The following is a 19980-nucleotide window of genomic DNA, read 5'->3' on the forward strand; positions in this document are numbered from 1 at the left end:
TGAAGACGTGTAATCATTCACAGGTTCAAGATTCTTTTCTTCAGATGACTAAAAAACTGATATTCTGATAACAGTTACACGGTAACATTGGGATCGCAATGAAATATCAACAACTTGAAAATCTTGAAAGCGGTTGGAAATGGAAATATCTGGTGAAAAAGCACCGCGAAGGGGAGTTGATAACCCGTTACGTGGAAGCCAGCGCTGCCCAGGAAGCCGTCAATTTGTTGTTAGCCCTCGAAAATGAACCGGTGCGGGTAAATGTCTGGATAGACAGGCATATGAATCCTGCCTTGCTTAATCGGATGAAACAAACGATTCGGGCAAGACGCAAGCGACACTTTAATGCGGAACATCAGCATACACGTAAAAAATCTATCGATTTAGAGTTTATGGTGTGGCAGCGTTTGGCTGGTCTTGCACAACGGCGCGGTAAAACATTATCCGAAACGATTGTACAATTGATAGAAGATGCGGAACATAAAGAGAAATATGCCACGCAAATGTCCACGCTAAAGCAGGATCTACAGGCGTTATTAGGTAAAAAGTAACGCCGATGGGAACTGTTATACTGTCCAGAGTAAAAAACCCCGCTGCGCGGGGTTTTTATCAGACGGAAACTTAAGCCTGCGGCTGAGTTACTACGTCTTTGATGCCTTTAACTTCGATCTCTACGCGACGATCCGGTGCCAGGCAGTCGATCAGGGCAGCGCGAGCTTTCACGTTGTCACAGGTGTTGCCGGTAACCGGGTTAGATTCGCCCATGCCGCGTGCGGAGATTTTATTAGCCGGGATACCTTTGGAGATCAGGTAATCCACAACAGACTGAGCACGTTTTTCTGACAGGCCCTGGTTGTAAGCGTCAGAACCGATGCGGTCAGTGAAGCCCAGAACCACTACGGAACCGTCTTTCGGATCCAGGTTGCTCAGCTGGCTGTACAGCTGGTCCAGTGCCTGCTGACCTTCCGGTTTCAGGGTAGCTTTGTTGAAGTTAAACAGGACGTCAGACTTCAGAGTGAAGTGCTTGGTCTGTACTTCCGGCGCCGGCGCCGGGGCTGGAGCTACTACCGGAGCGGCTTCTTCCTGACCAAAACGGTAGGAAACACCTACGCTCAGCAAGCCGTTGTCCGGGCGAGTGCCGATGGTGTTAGCATCACCGATGTTGTTAGTCCACTGGTATTCCAGACGAGTTGCGATTTCAGGGGTGATAGCATACTCGATACCGCCCGCGAATACCGGGGAAACGCCAGTGTCGTGGTCTTTGGTAGAATAACCCGGTGCGTTAGACTTGGTATCTGCACGCCATACCATACCACCCAGACGAGTATAAACGTCCAGATCGTCAGTGATTGGATAACCCAGTTTAGCGGTCAGCTGAACACCCTGAGCTTTGTAAGCGCCATTGATGTTGTCGCCTTTGTACGGCATACGGCCTAACCAGTCGTAGCCCATTTCAAAGCCAACGTACGGGTTAACCTGATAACCACCAAAAGCGCCTGCGCCCAGTTGGTTTTCATGGGTTGGGCCATTGTTAGGAATGAAGCCAGTGTCATGGTACTGGGACCAGCCCAGCTTAGCACCAGCGTACCAGGTGTTATCTTTCGGAGCGGCCTGCGCTACGGTAGCGAAACCAGCCAGTGCCACTGCAATCGCGATAGCTGTCTTTTTCATTTTTTGCGCCTCGTTATCATCCAAAATACGCCATGAATATCTCCAACGAGATAACACGGTTAAATCCTTCACCGGGGGACCTGCTCAATAGTTACTCTACCGATATCTACGGCTTATGCCGAGCACCCCTGGCGATGTAAAGTCTACAACGTAGTTGGAAACTTACAAGTGTGAACTCCGTCAGACATGTGAAAAAAACATGCTGGACATACACATCATTTAACAGTTTCGGATGATAAATCAGACAGCAAAAATCGCGGAAACCGCTTCTGGCAAGCTTTCTCGCAAAAAAAACGTTAGTACTCAAAGGAGATGCGATCGCACAAAAAAAATTCCAGGATAAATCCTAATTTTACTTAATGATACAAATTAGAGTGAATTTTTAGCCCGGAATGCTGTCTCCTGGGTAACGAATGTGCGCTAACAGAGCGCATGATAAACCCTACCGCATTGCCTACATTCGCCGCCTCGACCAGGCTGGCATGTTCTTCTTCAGTAAGTTCTTCTGCCAGCCAGCCAATCACTACGCTGTAATTCCCTGTGCGCAGAGCGCGGATCATCGACGTCAGCGTATGTCGGGGCGCAAGCTGGCTAATTTGCATCACTTTCGTTAGTGGTAAACCTGCAGATTGCACCCATTCGCGGCTGAGTTTTTGCTGTGGTGTGAGCCATAGCTGCCAGCGTGATTGTTGGCCTAACTGCCGGAGCAGAGGCAAAAGCAGGAGTTGCGCCATCATGGGCTGGTCTTCCCGATAGACAACTTCACTAACAAGTCCGGCGGCGACATTTTCTGTGGTAGCGCGCGCGGCGTTGTGTGTGGTGGTAGGAAATGACGAAGAACGATTTGCATAACCTGAAGTGTACATAATCAATCCAGCCCTGTGGGTTACTGTATGTTTATACAGTACTCTTGTGACGATGAAAGATCAACTCTATTTTCGGAAAGTGTCTCGCAATTTTTATTCTTAGTCGCGTCAAAAATAAAATTCATCTTGCTCGTAAGACATAAGTTGCCTATTTTCGTCATTAGCGGATCCGTTACTGTAAATCATTCTTTTACCTTATGATTTAAAAGGAATTTTATGAGAGCACTCTCTTATGACAGGATCTATAAATCGCAAGAATATTTGGCATCTTTGGGGACGATTCAGTATCGATCTTTATTCGGCAGCTATAGCCTGACCGTGGAAGATACCGTTTTTGCGATGGTGGCGAATGGCGAGCTCTATCTCCGCGCCTGTGAACAAAGCGTATCCTATTGTGTGAAGCATCCCCCTGTCTGGCTCACGTTTATGAAATGTGGACGCCCCGTTATACTCAACTATTATCGGGTCGATGAAAGCCTCTGGCGCGATCAGCAGCAACTGGTACGTTTATCGAAGTTTTCTCTTGAAGCGGCAATGAAAGAAAAACATAGCCGTTTTTCACAGCACAGGCTCAAAGATCTTCCCAATATGACCTTCCATCTGGAAACATTGCTCAATGAGTCAGGGATAAAGGACGAGAGCATGTTACGCGTACTAGGCGCTAAAATATGCTGGCTGAGGCTGCGACAAAATAATCCGTTGCTAACGGTAAAGATCCTGTATGCGTTGGAAGGCGCCATTGTTGGCGTACATGAGGCGGCGCTCCCGACAAATCGTCGCCAGGAGCTTGCCGACTGGGTGCATTCGCTTACGGCTGCGCAAGCCCGGTAGAAGGCGGCGGTGAAATTTGCCGTTGCAGGCGCCCGATTTCGGGCAATAAAGCAATGAGCAACCCAATTTGTTGCACTACCAAAGGTTCTTTGCTGTCCGGACGTGTTTCCAGAGACTGGACTCGCTGCTTGAGACCCTCCAGCGCCTGGTGTACACGTTGTTCGTCTTCCGGTTGATGATGGAGCGCGTCATCAACATAGCAGACGGCGTCATCCAGAAGCCCTAACACGTCCGGATTACTGAGCTTTTCACGATGCGCGCCGAGGGCGGAAATATAGCTGGTAAAAGTATGGTTGAGGCAAAGGAGTCTGAATGCCGCTTCCCGCGTTTCGGCCGTAACATCGGGTTCGCTCGACATATTGGAGACAACAGATGCCAGTTCCGCATCGCGATTGTGCGCATCGCGTCTGGCAATACGGTAGGCCAGTCGGTTGTCCCGGCCCTGATGATATTGCTCAAGAATCGCATCAAGGTAGCGGCAATTCGCATCGGTGGCGCGCTGGAGTACTCTGGGAAGGTTGCGAAAACGCCAGTCCGGCCAAATAAAGCTGACTGCAGCCCAGGCGATAGCGCAGCCAAGCAGTGTGTCAATCACGCGCGGTAACGCCACCTCAAAGCCTTCGCCCAGGAGATTAAAGCAGAGCAATACTAACAGGGTAATAAACATGGTGGCATGAGCATACTGCACATTACGGAATGCAAAGAAAAGCACGCCGGTAATGACCAGCAGAACTAACTGTCCTTCGAGCGAAGGAACAAACCATAAAATCGGCAGGCCGATGGCAACACCTACCAGCGTACCGATGATTCTGAGCGCAAGGCGATGGCGGGTTGCATTATAGTTAGGCTGGCAAACGAACAGACTGGTAAGCAATATCCAGTATCCGTGACGCATTCCGGTAATCTGAATCAGAGCATAACCCACGCATAAGACCAGCGACATGCGTACCGCATGGCGGAAGAGAGCGGACTCCGGAGTAAAGTTACGGCTCAGACGTAGCCAGATGTCGCTAAACCCATGCAGGCTATCATCGGCCAACTGGTTTTCTGTTTCATTACGTGGCATCGCCTGCGCTTGTTCCGATTCAATGGTCGCCAGTTGTGCGTCGATGGCGCGCAGGTTGGTTAATAAGAATCCCAGCGTATTCAGTAATTCCGGAGACGCGCAGCTGGTGCGCATCCGGTCAAGCGCGGCGTCAATATGGGTAAAGGCGCGTTCAAACCGTGGATCATGTTGGTACGGTGTACGCAGTAAGATACAGCGTGCCAGCTGAGTACAGGCCTGTGCCTGCATCGACATCAGACGCTGAAAGCGAAACATGACGTCGCTGTGGCGAAAATGGTCGCGTAATGTCTGATATTGAATATGCGACGAGCTGGCGCGTTCATGAATATCCTGCGCGACAAAATAGTAGTGGAGAGTGCGGCGCGTACCGCGTTGACCGCGATCGCCGCGCAGGCGGGTTAATAACGATACTTTCGTTTGATTCAACGTCGCCATCAGTTGCCCGTTTGCTAACGCTAAGTCGTACAGCGGTGCCTGGCTTTCATCTTCGATATCCGGGTCAAACAGGCGGGATTTCAGATCCAGATAGTGCGCCAACTGTTCGTAACTGCGTGCCAGGTTATCCTGCAAAGGGCGGATCGGAAACAGCAGGTGTCCGGTGAGTGTCAGCAGGTTGTACCATACTGCGCCCGCCAGAAGGAGTAAGGGCTGCTGATACCAGTGTTCATATAAAGAAGTACCCAGCATCGTGTAGATGGCAATGAGTAAGGCCCCGAACGCGATGGTGGCATAACGTTGTCCTAATCCTCCCAACAGAATAAATCCGCTGGTGGATAAGGTTAAACCTAACGCAAATAGCCATGGCCAGGGAAAGAGTACTTCTACAGAAGCAGAAGCGATAAAAAAGCAGATTAAGGTAATAATTAAATTACGCAAGCGTCCGGTAAGACGGTCATCGAGATCGGTGAGTGCCGCGGCGACCATACCGAGCGTGAGCGGGATGGTGAGTTTGACCTCGCCCAGCCACCAGGGCAGGGCGGTAGTGCCGCACAGAGCGATAAAAATACGTATGTAATACAGCCAGGTACTGTTCCAGGTATAACGGCGAATCAGCGGACTTAACATAAAGGCTATTTGTCCCGGTCATTCAAAACGGCGGCGCGCGTTTGCTTCCCGTGCGGCGCGAGCGGTTTCTACAGAGACGACGCGGCGCCCGACGGGCCAAAGCGCGATCGCGGCAATTTTAAAGTTCGCAATACCGACAGGTATCCCGATGATGGTGATACACTGCGCGATACCGGAAGCGATGTGCATCAGGCATAGCCACCAGCCGAAACAAAGTAACCAGAAAATATTCAGCAGTGTACCGCCTGTATTCATGAATACGTTTTTTCCCGCCGGGTTGAGTTCGTCAACGTGAATAGCCTCATTGCCGTAAGGGAACAGGGAAAGTTTGGTAATCTCCCAGCATGAGCGGGTTAACGGCAGGGTAAAGATAAGCACAATACTGACAAGCGTGGCCAGCAGCCAGGCCAGCGTGGTGGCAAAGCCGCCCAGTACAAAGTTTAAAATATTCAAAACGGTACGCATAAACCCTCGGTTCATTCCGGTTTTCTATTCCTGTGGGCATTGTAACGTTTTTTTAGACTGGAGCACGTTTTCTCTGGCGGTTACACTGATAAGCACATCTTTACATCTGGATTCGCTGAGTCATGGAACTGAAAGCAACCACTCTTGGAAAACGCCTGGCGCAACACCCCTATGATCGCGCTGAGATACTGAACGCTGGGGTGAAAGTGTCCGGCGAACGACATGAATATCTTATTCCATTCAACCAGTTATTAGCGATTCACTGTAAACGTGGGCTGGTGTGGGGCGAGCTGGAGTTTGTCCTCCCGGAGGATAAAGTTGTACGTTTGCACGGCACTGAGTGGTCGGCAACCCAGCAATTTCACCGTCATCTGGATGCACACTGGCGTCGCTGGAGCCGGGAAATGAGTGATGTTGCCGCGCAGGCATTACAAGAACAATGGGCGCGGATTAGTGAACGAACGGGCGAAAACCAATGGCTTACCCGTGAGCGGGTTCGGGGACTGGAACACGAAATTCGTCAGATGTTCGCCGCCTTGCCGCTACCTGTCTCACGCCTTGAGGAGTTTGATAACTGCCGTGAAATGTGGCGTAACTGTCTGGCGTGGTTACAGGATAGCGAGCGAAGCCGGCAGCAACACAATCAGGCATATACCGATGCTATGCTGGAAACGCACACTGACTTTTTTACACAGATAGAGTCCTCTCCGCTTAATCCTTCCCAGGCCAGGGCGGTGGTCAATGGCGAATCATCGTTACTGGTGCTGGCAGGGGCGGGCAGCGGCAAGACGTCAGTGTTGGTGGCGCGGGCGGGCTGGCTGCTGGCGCGCGGGCAAGCCAGTGCCGGGCAGATTCTCCTGCTGGCATTTGGCCGCAAGGCGGCAGAGGAGATGGATGCGCGCCTTCGCGAACGCCTGCATACGCAAGAGATTACGGCCCGCACCTTCCATTCGCTGGCGCTGCACATTATTCAGCAAGGGAGTAAAAAAGCGCCAGTTGTCAGCAAGCTGGAAAGTGATGCCGGAGCCCGGCATCAGCTTTTTCTGCATACCTGGCGTCAGCAGTGTAGCGAGAAAAAAGCGCAGGCCAAAGGCTGGCGCCAGTGGCTGGAAGAAGAGATGCAGTGGACGGTGCCGGAAGGGAATTTCTGGGATGATGAGTCCTTGCAGCGGCGCCTGGCCCCTCGCCTGGATCGTTGGGTCAGTTTGATGCGTATGCACGGCGGCGCTCAGGCGGAAATGATCGCAGGCGCGCCGGAGGAGTGCCGTGAGCTATTCAGTAAACGTATTAAGCTGATGGCACCATTGCTGAAAGCCTGGAAAAGTGCGCTGAAAGCGGAAAATGCCGTTGATTTTTCCGGGCTTATCCATCAGGCAATGGTTATTCTCGAAAAAGGACGGTTTATCAGCCCGTGGAAACATATTCTTGTTGATGAATTTCAGGATATTTCTCCGCAGCGGGCGGCGCTATTAGAGGCGCTACGCAAACAGAATAGCCAGACTACGCTGTTTGCCGTTGGCGATGACTGGCAAGCGATTTACCGTTTTAGCGGGGCGCAGCTCTCCTTAACGACGGCGTTTCATCAGACGTTCGGCGAGGGCGAGCATTGCCACCTGGATACCACGTACCGTTTTAATAGCCGGATTGGTGATGTTGCCAACCGTTTTGTACAGCAGAATCCGCACCAGTTGAAAAAGCCATTAAATAGCCTGGCGGCAGGCGATAAAAAAGCGGTTACATTGTTGGATGAAAACCAACTGGATGCGTTACTGGATAAATTGTCCGGTTACGCGAAGGAGGATGAACGTATTCTGGTGCTGGCACGCTATCATCACCTGAAACCCGCCAGCCTGCAAAAAGCGGCTACCCGTTGGCCGAAGTTACAGATAGATTTTATGACTATCCACGCCAGCAAGGGCCAGCAGGCCGATTACGTTATTCTGGTTGGACTGCAGGAGGGCAACGACGGCTTCCCTGCACCGGCGCGAGAGTCCATTATAGAAGATGCGCTTCTTCCTCAGGTCGAAGATTTTCCGGACGCTGAAGAGCGACGTTTGTTATATGTGGCGCTGACACGTGCGCGTGCGCGGGTCTGGTTGCTTTTCAATAAAGAGAGTCCATCACGTTTTGTGGAGACGCTTAAACAATTGGATGTGCCGGTGGCAAGAAAACCCTAAAGCGCGGGCGGGGATGGTGCTCGCCCGCAAAGCGGTTACTTCAGGCGTTCGGCCAGATACCGCGTATAATCCGGAATAAGAATATCTACAGCATCATTAAAATGCGGGGACTGGATAATAAAGTCTGCCGTTGCGACGTTAGTGGCGACAGGGATATTCCACACGGTGGCCAGGCGCAATAGCGCTTTGACGTCCGGGTCGTGTGGTACCGCGTTCAGCGGGTCCCAGAAGAAGATCAATACGTCGATTTTCCCTTCTGAAATGAGCGCGCCAACCTGCTGGTCGCCACCCATCGGGCCGCTCAGCATCGCGTTAACGTCCATGCCGGTTGCGCGTTGGATTAGGTTCCCTGTCGTTCCGGTCGCATAAAGAGTATGTTTTTCCAGCAGTGGCTGATGGCGTTCCACCCAGTTCATTAACATCTGTTTGCAGTGATCATGGGCAACCAACGCGATATGTTTACGCGTTGGCAAAGTGCGAGTCGTCAGTTCCATAATTCGATTCCGTAGTTAACCTGTCTACAGATTACTGGAAGCGCTTGATGCTGCAAGAGAAAGACATAAAAATTGCGTGCTGGCACAACTCATATCAAGAAGGCGGCTGTTTTTCCGCCCACTGCAGGAAGTGGCTACGAGTCTGCGGGTCGGCCAGCCGGAACCAATATTTCAGCCGCTGTTCTGTCAGAGTTTGCGATTGAGGCGGCACAGTATCAAGCTCGGAGACGTCAGAAAGTAATGTACTGTCGTCCGCCATCATAGTGGCGAACTGCGGAAGTGAGGCGTGTTTCGCAGATTTATTATAACGCTCGGTCTCTATTTCATAATCGATCGCTTTAGCAGTGGACGTAATTGCCAGAATATCGAGTTTTACCGGAATGGGCATAGCGTCGCCGTCCAAAAGCGCCAGACGTGGTGCGGCATTAAAATGTAAGGCTTCGCGCTCATTTTCCAGCCGTGGGAGATGAAAATTGACCTGATTTATCCGTTGGGTATCGAAACTTATCACCAGCGGTGGAGAAATATAAAGCCGCTCTTCATGTCCGGACAAACGGATGGTTTTCTCCACCCGAAAGACAAGTTGGTGTGGCCCATTCTCCAGTTCGATGCTATCTGCGCCGCGTAATAACGAACTGGACACTTTTTTGCCGTCCAGCACCAGAAGATCGACTTCATTCGACAGGCGAAGCGTCGTGGCGAAAACAGTGACCGGCAAACAGAGAGCAAGAAAAGTAGTTAGCGCGCCGGTTTTCATAAGGTTCTCCTGTCCAAAGGCCGCCTGGCTAAGAATGTATCAAATTTTTTCTTCTATCACGTTTACTAACATATAGACATATTTTGGCGTTTTGCTCTCATACCCCGGTATGGGATGAATGGTTGCCATGTCAGGTTTGTCGTACACTTTGCAAAACAGCCAGGAGAAAGATGATGAAAGAGACCGATATTGCTGACGTTTTGACGTCCACTCGCACCATCGCGCTGGTCGGCGCGAGCGATAAACCCGACCGCCCAAGCTACCGGGTAATGAAATACTTACTTGACCAGGGCTACCATGTGATTCCGGTCGCGCCAAAAGTTGCCGGTAAAACCTTACTGGGACAACAAGGTTATGCCACGTTGGCTGACATTCCGGAAAAAGTAGATATGGTGGATGTTTTTCGCAACTCTGAAGCGGCGTGGGGCGTCGCGCAGGAGGCTATAGCCATCGGCGCAAAAACGTTGTGGTTGCAGCTTGGCGTGATTAATGAACAGGCGGCGGTCCTGGCGCGGGATGCAGGCATGACCGTAGTCATGGATCGCTGCCCGGCGATTGAGATCCCCCGTCTGGGACTGGCAAAATAAGAGACGAAATGGCCGGATAAGGCTGTATAGCCATCCGGCCTGTTCAGTCAGTTACGTAATCGCGGTGCCTGAAGCTGCTTGCGAATAGTACGCGCCAGTTCATCCATTGATGGCTGCTCTGGATGCTCGTCACGCATTTCGCTTCGCAACTGGGCCTCGGCCAGATAAGTATGTACTGGCTGACCATCATCATCTTCCATTACCACGTGGTACCACGGAGCGGCGCGAAGTTCGTCGTTAACCGCCAGTTCATCAGGCGACGGCTCATCAAGCGAATATTCCGGGTCGATATCGACGACCACTCCAAGGTAACCTAACAGGGAATGGCGGACCTGCTGGCCGATACCGAATTTGCTGGCTATCATAGTCACCTCCCGGGAAATAGATACCCTTTATATGAGGATTCTATTCCACTTTTCAAGTTACATGACGCGACAGGCAAACCCTTTCAGATACAGCCCTTCCGGGTAGGTGGCGATCACGGGGTGATCGGCGGCCTGACGGAACTGCTCTATAAATTGTACATCACGACCGGCATCTATTGCGGCATCGGCGATGATTTTCTGAAATAAATCGGTCGTCATCAGTCCGGAACAAGAGAACGTCAGCAGTATGCCCCCGGGATTGAGCAGTTGAATCGCCAGCATGTTAATGTCTTTATAGCCCCGGCAGGCACCCATCAACTGGCTTTTATTTTCGACAAATTTGGGCGGGTCCATGATGATGACGTCGAATTTTTCGCCGCGGTCGCGGTAGGTGCGCAGTAGCTTGAACACATCATCACGCACGAATTCCGCTTTGCTCAGATCCAGCTTATTCAGCGCGACGTTTTGTTTTGCAATATCGAGCGCTTCCTGGGAAGTATCGACGCTGACGACCTGGCTGCAGCCACCCATCAACGCCGATACGGCAAACCCACCGGTGTAGGAAAAGCAGTTCAGTACTCGCTGATTTTTCACGTAGCGGCGCGTCGCCAGACGACTGTCGCGCTGATCAAGATAATAACCGGTTTTGTGGCCGCCCTGGATATCGACCAGTAATTTCATACCGTGCTCTTCAATCGACAGAAGTGTAGGCGGTAGTTCGCCGGTTACCGGGCCTTGTGTTAGCGCCATACCCTCTTTTTTCCGCACCGCGACGTCGCTGCGATCGTAAATAGCGCAATCCGGATAGCATGTTTGCAGAGCGCTAATTAAGGCGGCGCGTTGATATTCGGCACCGGCGCTGAGCAGTTGCAATACCAGGAAGTTGTCAAAGCGGTCAATGGTGACACCCGGCAGACCATCGGATTCACCAGCAATCAGACGATAGCTATCCAGACCGTCTTTTTGCGCCAGCCAGTTGCGCCACTGCTGCGCCTGTTGCAGGCGGCGGATGAAAAACGCAACATCTATAGATTCTGCTTTATCAAATGTCCAGACGCGGGCGCGAATTTGTGACGCGGGGGAATACGCGCCACGTGCTAACCATTTACCCTGATGGTCAACGATGTCAATGGTTTCACCGAGACTGGCTTTGCCTTCCAGGCGGGAAACAGCGCCGGAAAAGACCCACGGGTGGCGACGGAGTAAAGACTTTTCGCGCCCTTTGCTGAGCACTAAACGGGGATACTGCGGAAATGTAGATTCAGTCATGCGGAGCAACCTCTCACAAACAGTGACGCGAGCCGGATGATAGTTCCAGCCAGGGACTGTGAAAACGAAATGGCGCGTAGGGTAGCACAGATGAGGGGGGCAATCATCAGTGTATGGGGTGAGCATTTCAGCACAAAACAGAATCGTAAAGGCACAGTTTCTTGAGCGGGCGCTTTTTATATTGCTATTTCTGTATATGAAGAAGGAAATACAATGAAAACAGTCTTCTCTTTAACCGCCGCCGCAATGATGGCATTGAGTGGTAGCGTATCTGCGGCTTCGGCGTTTAGCCTTAGTAGTGCGGATATCCCGGCGGATTTTCGTTTAACGCAACAACACGTCTTTAAAGGATTTGGTTGTGGCGGAGAAAATATTTCGCCGCAGCTGAGCTGGCGCAACCCGCCTGTCGGAACTAAAAGTTACGCTATTACTGTCTTCGACCCCGATGCGCCCACCGGAAGCGGCTGGTGGCACTGGACGATGGTAAATATTCCGGCTCAGGTTCATGACCTGCCGACGGGGGTTGATAAAAACACGCTGCCCGCTGGGGTGGTGCAGGGACGCAATGATTTCGGTTATGCTGGCTTTGGCGGCGCCTGTCCACCGCCGGGCGATAAACCTCATCGTTATCAGTTTACCGTGTGGGCGCTGAATACAAAGACACTGCCGCTCGACAGTGAGTCGAGTGGCGCGTTAGTGGGGTTTATGCTTAACACGCATGTGATTGCGAAAGCAAAATTCACGGCCACATACGGAAGATAAAACAGAGGGCGGCACGGTGCAGGAGATGCATGTTCGACATCAAGACCTTACGACGGCAGAGGTGCGATCCAGCCATCTGCACCGTTTGCATCGTGTGACGCTTTTTTCCGCCGCTATCTGCCACATTACGCAGGGCAGTAAAGTCATCATTCAGGACGATAATCGTCTTGTCGCCGGGCCTGGCGAGTTGATTATTATCCCGGCGAACACGCCGCTGGAGATTATCAATCAGCCAGCGCAGAGTGGTTTTCGCTCCGATCTGCTGTTGCTTTCACCGCAGATTATTGCGCGTTTTAAGTCAATGTATGTGCAGGATTATCCGCCGGCGAAACTGACATCGCTGTGTACGCCGATGAGCCATAGTCTGTCATTTATGTGGACGAACGTGTTGGATGCGGTGCGCCAGGCGTTACCCGCTGGGCTGCAAGAACATCAGGCGATGGGGTTACTGTTAGCGCTTTTGCATGATGGCGCGGCGGGACCGCTGCTTATTGAACGGCGTTATACTCTCACGGAGCAGGTGCGGCAACTGATTATGCTCTCGCCTGCTAAGCTATGGACAGCCCAGGAGATAGCTCGCCGTCTTGCTATGGGGACGTCAACGTTGCGTCGGCGTTTGCAGCGCGAATCGCAGAGTTATCGACAAATCATTGAAGAAGTGCGCATGTCCTGCGCGCTTTCTCAACTGCAATCGACGACGCTACCGATCAGCGAAATAGCGCTACGGTGCGGCTACCTGTCGGGGTCGCGATTTACGGCCAGATTCCGCCAACATTATGGGTGCCTGCCCAGCCAGGTACGTTAAGTCTGTTCTGTATGAGCGTCTGTCATTGATGATGAAAGGAGAACCGTTATGTCAAAAGCATGCATTATCGCCTGGGTTTATGGTCGGGTTCAGGGCGTCGGGTTTCGCTATACCACGCAGCATGAAGCGCAACGGCTGGGTTTAACTGGCTATGCGAAGAATATGGATGACGGAAGCGTAGAAGTGGTGGCCTGTGGCGAGGCGGCGCAGGTGGAAAAGCTCATCAGGTGGCTGAAAGAGGGCGGGCCGCGCTCTGCTCGTGTGGATAAAATCCTCACTGAACCGCACAGCCCTCGCGAGACGTTAACAGGCTTCAGTATTCGGTATTAAATACATTTTACTGGTTTGGGCAGGCCGGCGATTTTGGTCGCTTGCTTTGCCGGGCCTTTCGGAAACAGACGATACAGGTAGCGGCTGTTGCCTTTTTCTTCGCCGAACTTATTTGCCATCGCTTTTACCAGCATTCGGATGGCGGGAGAGGTATTAAACTCCAGGTAGAATTCGCGCACGAAGCGCACAACTTCCCAGTGTTCCGCAGAGAGTTCAATGCCTTCATTCGCGGCGATAGCGACGGCCAGCGGTTCACTCCACTGCGTCGTCTCTTTCAGATAGCCTTCGCTATCAGTACTGATTTCTTTATCTTCAAAGATCAACATAACGTTTCACTGCGTAATCAACACGAGCGGCAGTGTAGCAAAAAATAAAGCCCCGCATAAGCGGGGCTGGAAGAGGGGGGATTAATCGCGGCTGGCGAAACCCAGGATGCTGAGCAGGCTGACAAAGATGTTGTATAGCGAAACATACAGGCTTACGGTCGCGCGAATATAGTTGGTTTCACCGCCGCGAATAATATTACTGGTTTCAAACAGGATAGCGCCCGAGGAAATCAGGATAAATACCGCGCTAATCGCCAGGTGCAACGCGGGCAGTTGCAGGAAAATATTCGCCACCATACCAATCAGTACAACGACGAGCCCGGCCATCAGCATACCGCCCAGGAAAGACATATCTTTACGGGTGGTCAGGACGTAAGCGGAGCAGCAGAAAAATACTAACGCAGTACCGCCTAACGCCATGCCAATAACATCACCCATGCCCGCGGACAGATAGGCGTTAAGCATCGGTCCCAGGATGTACCCGAGGAAGCCGGTAAACGCAAAAGCAGACAGGATACCCGTCGGCTTATTCGCCGTTTTATAGGTCAGGAACATCAGCCCATACATACCGACCAGCGTCAGGATCAAGCCGGGAGAGGGCAGCATCAGTACGGTACTGGCAGTCGCGGTGATTGCAGAAAAAGCCAGCGTCAGACTCAGCAGAAAATAGGTGTTGCGCAGTACTTTGTGCGTACTCAGTAGCGAGCTACGATCACGCGATGATGTAATGATACGATCCATTAGTCACTCTCTTATGACAGATGTAATTAATTAAGGAGAATAATAAAATCGGTCATCATCACCCAGCGGTTTTACCCATCTTTACGCATTCGTTGACGTTTAGTTTCCTTAAAAGATTTCAGGCAATTACCGCCGTTGAGAGGGGGCTTTTACGTTAGCACTACGCCATAAAAAAAGCCGCTACGCTGACAGCGTCATCGGTCCCGGTAAAACAGAATACAAAAACGGCTAATCACAACGGAATGCATGATAGTGCTAAACCAACAGTAAGCCTGTTTTAGTGCTGAAGAAGTGATCAGTATGCTGCTATTTCAGGCAATTAACGGGATTTTGACTGTTTTTCACGCAAACAAACACATTCGGTCTTTACATGACGCATCGGGATGTTTATAGTGCGCCTCATTCCGGAAGTGTGGCCGAGCGGTTGAAGGCACCGGTCTTGAAAACCGGCGACCCGAAAGGGTTCCAGAGTTCGAATCTCTGCGCTTCCGCCAGATTAAACAAGGGGTTAGCAATAAGCTAGCCCCTTCGTTTTTGAGGCGAAGAATAAAAAAAGAATATTCTCAGAGAATATCGTATCTTTCCATTTGAATAAAAATTCACTTTTCCCCAATAACCGGACGATCCAGTGTCGGGCTGATTTGTACCTTCCTGTCGTAGATAAGCACCTGGCTTTCTGTTTTGTGGCCGCTGAAAATCTGCTTATCCCTGCTACTACCCTCAAAATCTGAAATAGCTTTTGCCTTGATATCATGGAATGTGTAATCCAGCTGTCGGCCCAGTTCACTTTGTGCGGCGCGTACAGCTTTTAACCAGCGATTATTGAACGTCTTGTGGATGAACTGACCACGATTGTTGTTGTAGAGAACCAGCGCGTCAGGTGACAGTTTTGGACATTCTGTCTGTGCTGTTTTCAGCGCTTGCTGAAGGCGAGGTGTCCAGACCTTAATCTGTTTTTTTCCGGTCTTTCCTTGCTGGATAAAAATACCCTTATCAGAAACTTGCATCCAGCGCAGAGCGAGTACGTCAGCTTGCCGGGCGGCGCACAGGTAAGAAATTTCCATTGCAGCCCTGACAACGTGATCAGCATGCTTATAAATAGCCAGGTAGTCTTCGTCAGTGATGTATTGCTCGCGAGCCTTGAGAGAGAATTTACTGACGCCAGCACACGGATTTCCCTTAACGTAACCGCGTTCATATCCCCAGCGGTAAACACGTGACATACTGCTCATCTCCTGGTTGGCCTGGTTTTTACTTTGCAGTCCACGACGATCCATAAACTGACGCACATCTTCTGGCTTTATTACATCAGCTTTAACTTTACCAAACACGGCAAGTAATTTTTTCTGATGTTGTAAATAATCCCGCTGGGTTCGTATTGCAAGCTCGGTGTAGTAGGCGCTTTTAAGAAACATTCCCCAGAGCTTTTCAAACGTCATTACATCTGAGTAATTGCGCCGTTCTTCCTCGTACCGTTTCCATAATGCCGACATAGTGAGTGTGATTGGCCCCAGTGTCACAGTTTCCCGCGACGTGGGTTTGTAGTAGTAACGCGTTTTTGTTTTGGATACGCGCGGCGGCAGTTTGTTATCTCCAGGATCCTTTCTTCTGCGCCCCATTTAAATAGCTCCGAAATCGGGTTTTTCTTCTGTTCTGGTCTGTACGGTGATCTGTCCGTTCAATACAGCGTTAATGTGCGTCCAGGTCACCATCGGGCGACCTTCCCGGTCGGGTATGTACGAGACGCCGCCGCGGTCAAGGATTTCCCTTTGTTTGGATGCCTTCTGATAACCGGTAAACTCAATCAGTTCTGCGTCTGTTAGCAGATCGTTTTCTCTGGTCATGTTGGTCTTTCCTCATCATCCGGTAACCGCATTGTTTAAGCATCCGGATCTCCTTTCTGCGCCAGCAGGTAGCAGAGGCGGCGGATTAAAACCTCAATCCGGTTGAGCGGGACGGCCTGCTGTCGAGCTGGTTTACGTGCGAAATCAATCATTCTCACCCTCGTTTGCCTTATCGCCGGCCAGCGGAACGTTTATCACCTTCTGCGCGTTAACTTTTCCACCTCATTCCGGTCTTCGTATGCCCCGGACGGCTACTTCGTGGGCGTCCTGCCTCGGTGGTTCGTTGTTGCTATGGAATAAGTAAAGCATCATTTTACTTCTTAGTCAACTTATACGGAATTAAAGCGTAAAGCAAAGCTGTACAACAAGCATGTTCATTTTTGGACTATGTTTAGCAGCTCAATATGTATATGATTAAAAAAACATCAGTAAGAGGTGGTTATGGAACGCGATGAGCTGGAAGAAGACCGTGCGACATTCATTGCGGGTGAGATTGGCGGCGCAGTGGTCGAATTGATAATCGACGGCGTAGTGATCAGCCGCGATGCAACAGTTAAACGTCTGAAGGAGAAGAGGAGGTGAGTCGGGAACGTTATTCACAAAGGTGTATTACGGGATGCAGCAGCTATGGTGAGGAAAGGGCAGTAAATACCCGGCGCGGTGGCCGGGTTGGATTCATAAACTAAATTACTGAAGCATTGACGCAGCGTTTAACATCTTCTCATAATAAAAATTCATATCTTCTTTACTGTACGCGTTTATAAGGTTATCTGCATGTTTTTCAAGAAGATTTATTTGCTGTTTTGCTGTTTTTTCTTGTGCTGTAGTTTCCGCTGCATAAATAACAAATGAGTCAATATTATATTTGTAAATTTCACATGCTTTTGAAATTGTTAAAGCACTCACAGCAGCCTCACCCATTTGTTTTTTAAAATTTTCTGAACGGAAATCTAAAGTTTCAGTCAGATGGTATTTGCCGTTCTTAAGCAAGAAATCTGCAACTAAACCTTCGTCATCGCTTATAGGATAGTTAGCAACAATCTTGTGCTGATAAAGGTCTTCAGAGTATTTGCTAAAGATTCCGTGCTGCATGAAGGTTGACTTTATTTCAAAGAAAACTTTTCTTTTCAGTTGCTTGTGAGATTGTTTCTGTGGATTTACTAACCTATTCATCAAATCAGTAATTTTTGTTTCGTAATTATCATTGCTTTGAATGGTAAACATACCAAAAGAAGATAGTGATAACGATCCCTTAAAAAGGCAGGGAAGAAGTTCAACGTCATTTATTTTGTGTGACAAATCAAAAAGTGAGTTTGAAAGATCTTCCAAGTAATTTTGTGAAAGACCTTTATCAATTGCTTTAAGCTTTGAAACTGAATTAAGCATGCGTACGTCTATGTCGGAGTCGTGGTAAACGATCAAGCCAACGTTAATCGTTTCACCTTTCTCAAGATTAGGCGTAACTCTGATTAAGCTGTATTTGAAGGTTTTCAAGAGGTTATCTCCAGTCTTATAGCGTTTATTCGCTCAATTCTTTCCTCACTATCCCACCACTTCAGAAAATATTCTTTATGCATTGGTGGCATCCATGCGACAGGCATGGACTCTAGTATATCAGAGATTGTAGCAACTCCAATTTTCTCAATCTTGTCAAGTATTGACAATGCGCACATTCTTAATTCTGGTGTATCGCCGACAAATTGCTTAGCTATAGACCAGTTTGTTGATGTGCTTGAGTCCGTAGGAAGTGTGTGCGGGGTGCTACGTGGCCAACCGATAACAAAAGAACTCAAGCTAAAATCGAACGTTTTTACTATGATATGACCGCGCGTATTCTCCATGTAAAGATAATTATTGAGATGGCGATCAATGTTGTACACGAATTGGTCAAATGCATAAATTGCCCATAGCTGTTTTTTCAATGACTCAGAGGCGTTTGCCAGCAAATTGATCCATTGCGGGCCGTTAAGTCCTGACTTCCATGCAGAAAACTCAATGCGAGAGCCAAATACATACTCGCCATCAGCAATACACTTAAGAACCTTACAAACAGGAGTTGCAATACCACACCTTTCAGCCAAATTTGTGCAAAACCACTCTGCAGCAGGTACTTGAGTTGGGTTTTGTACAGGAAAAGGAGGTGCAGTTTTCATACTTTTAACCGCATACTCCATCTCATCAGTGGCAATGGCAAAACCAGAAAGATGCACAGTACCCAAGTTCGATGGGGTATATTCATTGAACTCTAATTCAAATAAACTTCCTTGTTCCGGGTCCGGTTCGCTATTGTTTGGATCTTGTTCTTCTGTCATCTGCTTTTTACCCCACAAAGAAGACATGTAAACCTCATGAAATTAAATTATCTCTATAATATTCTTAGCTTTTTTCTATTCCGGTCTCTCATGGCGAGCATAGCCAAGTTTTCTCCCCATGCTTCATGTTCGTAAGCGGGGCAGTTCTAGTTTGTTAGGCTTCGAAATGTGTGGTTGAGCAGAGCCTAACTAGGGTAGTTACTCCACATCGCCCTTAATCCGCCGCCCCATATACTTGGCGTACAGTTCATCGAGCTCCTTCAGGCGCAGGGATACGATTCGCAACATGTTCTGTTGTTCTTCTTCCGGTAACTGGCGATAGAGCTCAAGCAGGCGCTGTTCGTCAGGTTTAAGTCCGTCTTTCTCTCCGACATCCTCACCAAGCAGCCACGGAACTGATACGCCAGCAGCATCAGCAATAGCTAATGCGGAGCTTTTGCTAATTCTTCCTGTTTTGAACCAACTGGAAACTGCTTGCTTGCTGACACCAGCTACCCTGGCCATCTCTGTTTTAGAGAAACCCTTCTTATTTAACTCTGCCAGCCTGGAGATCAGGCCATTCGTCAGTGTGTTATCGCTCATCGCCTCATTGTAAATGATTGCTTTACTTGTAGGTAGGCATGCTATGTTTGACTTGTTGGTAAAATGATGCTTTACTGTTGTCATCTAAGGAGGTCCTATGACTGGTATTGAAAAAGCAATTCAAAAATTTGGAACAGGGGCTGCTCTTGGAAGAGCGCTTGGATTTTCAAAAATGACAATTTCCAACTGGAAAAAGACCGGGATTCCACCCGATCACATTCGTTCAGTTTTCGAACTTACAGGTGTTACGCCACATGAGTTACGGCCTGACTTGTATCCAAATCCAACAGATGCATTACCAAGCCAAGAGGCATCAGCCAAATAACCATAGAGGATATTTACCCATGGAGAACGCAATTGCACGAAAGTTAGACCCACCAGAAATCAACCCGATTGAGATAGAGAGTGTCCTGCTCAACCGGCTTGCATCAGTAGGGCAGAAATCATACGCCGAGCATATGGGCATCAGCGAGTCGACAGTCAGCAGGCGTAAAGCTGAGGGATATTTCTGCAACATGGCGAAAGAGCTGGCTTTTCTTGGGATTCAGGCCGCGCCACCGGAAGCGGTACTGGTATCCAGAAACTATCTCACAGCAGTAGAGATTCTCGCTGATGCCGGGCTAAAGGCTGAACGAGCCAGGCCGGATGCGCTGGGGTGGGACTGA

General features: G+C 49.7%; 24 protein-coding genes, 1 tRNA gene and 2 pseudogenes. 11 read left to right on the plus strand and 16 right to left on the minus strand.

Features of this window, described 5'->3' with window-relative positions:
• Positions 1-98: 98 nt before the first annotated feature.
• On the plus strand, positions 99-551 hold the full coding sequence (gene matP, locus SBG_RS04545; RefSeq protein ID WP_000877171.1) for a macrodomain Ter protein MatP: 453 nt from the start codon (positions 99-101) through the stop codon (positions 549-551).
• A gap of 70 nt (positions 552-621) precedes the next feature.
• Here the strand turns inward: matP and ompA are convergent, their stop codons facing one another.
• Both ompA and sulA read right to left on the minus strand, forming a co-directional pair.
• Positions 622-1671 (minus strand): porin OmpA, encoded by a 1050-nt coding sequence (ompA, locus tag SBG_RS04550; protein ID WP_015702792.1) that lies wholly within the window; start codon positions 1669-1671, stop codon positions 622-624.
• A 356-nt stretch (positions 1672-2027) separates the two neighbouring features.
• Positions 2028-2537, minus strand: coding sequence for an SOS-induced cell division inhibitor SulA (sulA, locus tag SBG_RS04555; protein WP_000288729.1), 510 nt, complete (start codon positions 2535-2537; stop codon positions 2028-2030).
• Positions 2538-2753: 216 nt separating this feature from the next.
• Here sulA and SBG_RS04560 point away from each other — a divergent pair, with 216 nt between their 5' ends.
• On the plus strand, positions 2754-3368 hold the full coding sequence (locus SBG_RS04560; RefSeq protein WP_001202381.1) for a TfoX/Sxy family DNA transformation protein: 615 nt from the start codon (positions 2754-2756) through the stop codon (positions 3366-3368).
• Here SBG_RS04560 and yccS read toward each other — a convergent pair.
• Together yccS and SBG_RS04570 are read right to left on the minus strand one after the other, a co-directional pair.
• Entirely contained in the window at positions 3346-5499 is a 2154-nt protein-coding gene (yccS, locus tag SBG_RS04565) for a YccS family putative transporter (protein WP_000950885.1), read from the minus strand. The genes SBG_RS04560 and yccS overlap by 23 nt on opposite strands.
• Before the next feature lie 18 nt (positions 5500-5517).
• Positions 5518-5964, minus strand: a complete 447-nt coding sequence (locus SBG_RS04570) for a YccF domain-containing protein (protein ID WP_001261225.1) — start codon at positions 5962-5964, stop codon at positions 5518-5520.
• Between the two features lie 122 nt (positions 5965-6086).
• Here SBG_RS04570 and helD point away from each other — a divergent pair, with 122 nt between their 5' ends.
• Entirely contained in the window at positions 6087-8141 is a 2055-nt protein-coding gene (gene helD / locus SBG_RS04575) for a DNA helicase IV (protein WP_000420532.1), read from the plus strand.
• 35 nt (positions 8142-8176) lie between these two features.
• Here the strand turns inward: helD and mgsA are convergent, their stop codons facing one another.
• Positions 8177-8635: a methylglyoxal synthase gene (mgsA, locus tag SBG_RS04580; protein WP_000424184.1), complete on the minus strand. Its 459-nt coding sequence runs from the start codon at positions 8633-8635 to the stop codon at positions 8177-8179.
• 94 nt (positions 8636-8729) lie between these two features.
• The gene (locus tag SBG_RS04585) at positions 8730-9392 is read right to left on the minus strand and encodes a DUF2057 family protein (RefSeq protein WP_000847728.1); all 663 of its coding nucleotides are present in this window, start codon (positions 9390-9392) and stop codon (positions 8730-8732) included.
• Between the two features lie 173 nt (positions 9393-9565).
• On the opposite strand from SBG_RS04585, the gene SBG_RS04590 reads away from it, so the two are divergent.
• Complete coding sequence (locus SBG_RS04590; RefSeq protein ID WP_024134977.1) at positions 9566-9979, plus strand: CoA-binding protein; 414 nt, start codon at positions 9566-9568, stop codon at positions 9977-9979.
• Between the two features lie 47 nt (positions 9980-10026).
• Here SBG_RS04590 and hspQ read toward each other — a convergent pair whose 3' ends face one another.
• On the minus strand, positions 10027-10344 hold the full coding sequence (hspQ, locus tag SBG_RS04595; RefSeq protein WP_000561983.1) for a heat shock protein HspQ: 318 nt from the start codon (positions 10342-10344) through the stop codon (positions 10027-10029).
• Between the two features lie 57 nt (positions 10345-10401).
• A complete protein-coding gene (gene rlmI, locus SBG_RS04600) occupies positions 10402-11613 on the minus strand; it encodes a 23S rRNA (cytosine(1962)-C(5))-methyltransferase RlmI (protein ID WP_000140487.1) in 1212 nt (403 codons plus the stop codon).
• Between the two features lie 213 nt (positions 11614-11826).
• Here rlmI and SBG_RS04605 point away from each other — a divergent pair, with 213 nt between their 5' ends.
• Genes SBG_RS04605 through yccX form a run of 3 tightly spaced genes read left to right on the plus strand, consistent with a single transcriptional unit; the run spans position 11827 to position 13510 of the window.
• Entirely contained in the window at positions 11827-12375 is a 549-nt protein-coding gene (locus SBG_RS04605; protein ID WP_000859425.1) for a YbhB/YbcL family Raf kinase inhibitor-like protein, read from the plus strand.
• Positions 12376-12400: 25 nt separating this feature from the next.
• Positions 12401-13180 (plus strand): helix-turn-helix transcriptional regulator, encoded by a 780-nt coding sequence (locus SBG_RS04610; protein ID WP_000558464.1) that lies wholly within the window; start codon positions 12401-12403, stop codon positions 13178-13180.
• Between the two features lie 48 nt (positions 13181-13228).
• The gene (gene yccX / locus SBG_RS04615) at positions 13229-13510 is read left to right on the plus strand and encodes an acylphosphatase (protein ID WP_000029956.1); all 282 of its coding nucleotides are present in this window, start codon (positions 13229-13231) and stop codon (positions 13508-13510) included.
• Here yccX and tusE read toward each other — a convergent pair.
• Entirely contained in the window at positions 13507-13836 is a 330-nt protein-coding gene (gene tusE / locus SBG_RS04620) for a sulfurtransferase TusE (protein WP_000904437.1), read from the minus strand. The genes yccX and tusE overlap by 4 nt on opposite strands.
• A gap of 81 nt (positions 13837-13917) precedes the next feature.
• Positions 13918-14577 (minus strand): FtsH protease modulator YccA, encoded by a 660-nt coding sequence (gene yccA, locus SBG_RS04625; RefSeq protein ID WP_000374045.1) that lies wholly within the window; start codon positions 14575-14577, stop codon positions 13918-13920.
• 406 nt (positions 14578-14983) lie between these two features.
• Here yccA and SBG_RS04630 point away from each other — a divergent pair.
• Positions 14984-15071 (plus strand) — tRNA-Ser (locus SBG_RS04630).
• Positions 15072-15176: 105 nt separating this feature from the next.
• Here SBG_RS04630 and SBG_RS04635 read toward each other — a convergent pair.
• The 3 genes and pseudogenes from SBG_RS04635 to SBG_RS23045 all read right to left on the minus strand — a co-directional run.
• Positions 15177-16196, minus strand: coding sequence for a tyrosine-type recombinase/integrase (locus tag SBG_RS04635; protein ID WP_015702793.1), 1020 nt, complete (start codon positions 16194-16196; stop codon positions 15177-15179).
• The gene (locus SBG_RS04640) at positions 16197-16421 is read right to left on the minus strand and encodes a DUF4224 domain-containing protein (RefSeq protein ID WP_000196400.1); all 225 of its coding nucleotides are present in this window, start codon (positions 16419-16421) and stop codon (positions 16197-16199) included.
• A 35-nt stretch (positions 16422-16456) separates the two neighbouring features.
• Positions 16457-16612: pseudogene (locus SBG_RS23045) on the minus strand (hypothetical protein); the annotation flags it as partial.
• A gap of 250 nt (positions 16613-16862) precedes the next feature.
• On the opposite strand from SBG_RS23045, the pseudogene SBG_RS04645 reads away from it, so the two are divergent.
• A pseudogene (locus SBG_RS04645) lies at positions 16863-17069 on the plus strand (hypothetical protein).
• A 39-nt stretch (positions 17070-17108) separates the two neighbouring features.
• On the opposite strand, the gene SBG_RS04650 reads toward SBG_RS04645, so the two are convergent.
• The 3 genes from SBG_RS04650 to SBG_RS04660 form a co-directional block, all read right to left on the minus strand.
• A complete protein-coding gene (locus tag SBG_RS04650; protein WP_000846936.1) occupies positions 17109-17915 on the minus strand; it encodes a DUF3037 domain-containing protein in 807 nt (268 codons plus the stop codon).
• Complete coding sequence (locus SBG_RS04655) at positions 17912-18760, minus strand: hypothetical protein (protein WP_000097141.1); 849 nt, start codon at positions 18758-18760, stop codon at positions 17912-17914. The genes SBG_RS04650 and SBG_RS04655 overlap by 4 nt, the downstream gene beginning before the upstream one ends.
• A gap of 171 nt (positions 18761-18931) precedes the next feature.
• The gene (locus SBG_RS04660) at positions 18932-19399 is read right to left on the minus strand and encodes a helix-turn-helix domain-containing protein (protein WP_000214259.1); all 468 of its coding nucleotides are present in this window, start codon (positions 19397-19399) and stop codon (positions 18932-18934) included.
• A gap of 13 nt (positions 19400-19412) precedes the next feature.
• On the opposite strand from SBG_RS04660, the gene SBG_RS21430 reads away from it, so the two are divergent.
• Complete coding sequence (locus tag SBG_RS21430) at positions 19413-19640, plus strand: transcriptional regulator (protein WP_000145711.1); 228 nt, start codon at positions 19413-19415, stop codon at positions 19638-19640.
• Entirely contained in the window at positions 19606-19980 is a 375-nt protein-coding gene (locus tag SBG_RS04665) for a CII family transcriptional regulator (protein ID WP_015702794.1), read from the plus strand. The genes SBG_RS21430 and SBG_RS04665 overlap by 35 nt, the downstream gene beginning before the upstream one ends.

The organism is Salmonella bongori NCTC 12419 (genome assembly GCF_000252995.1).
Taxonomy (GTDB): Bacteria; Pseudomonadota; Gammaproteobacteria; order Enterobacterales; family Enterobacteriaceae; genus Salmonella; species Salmonella bongori.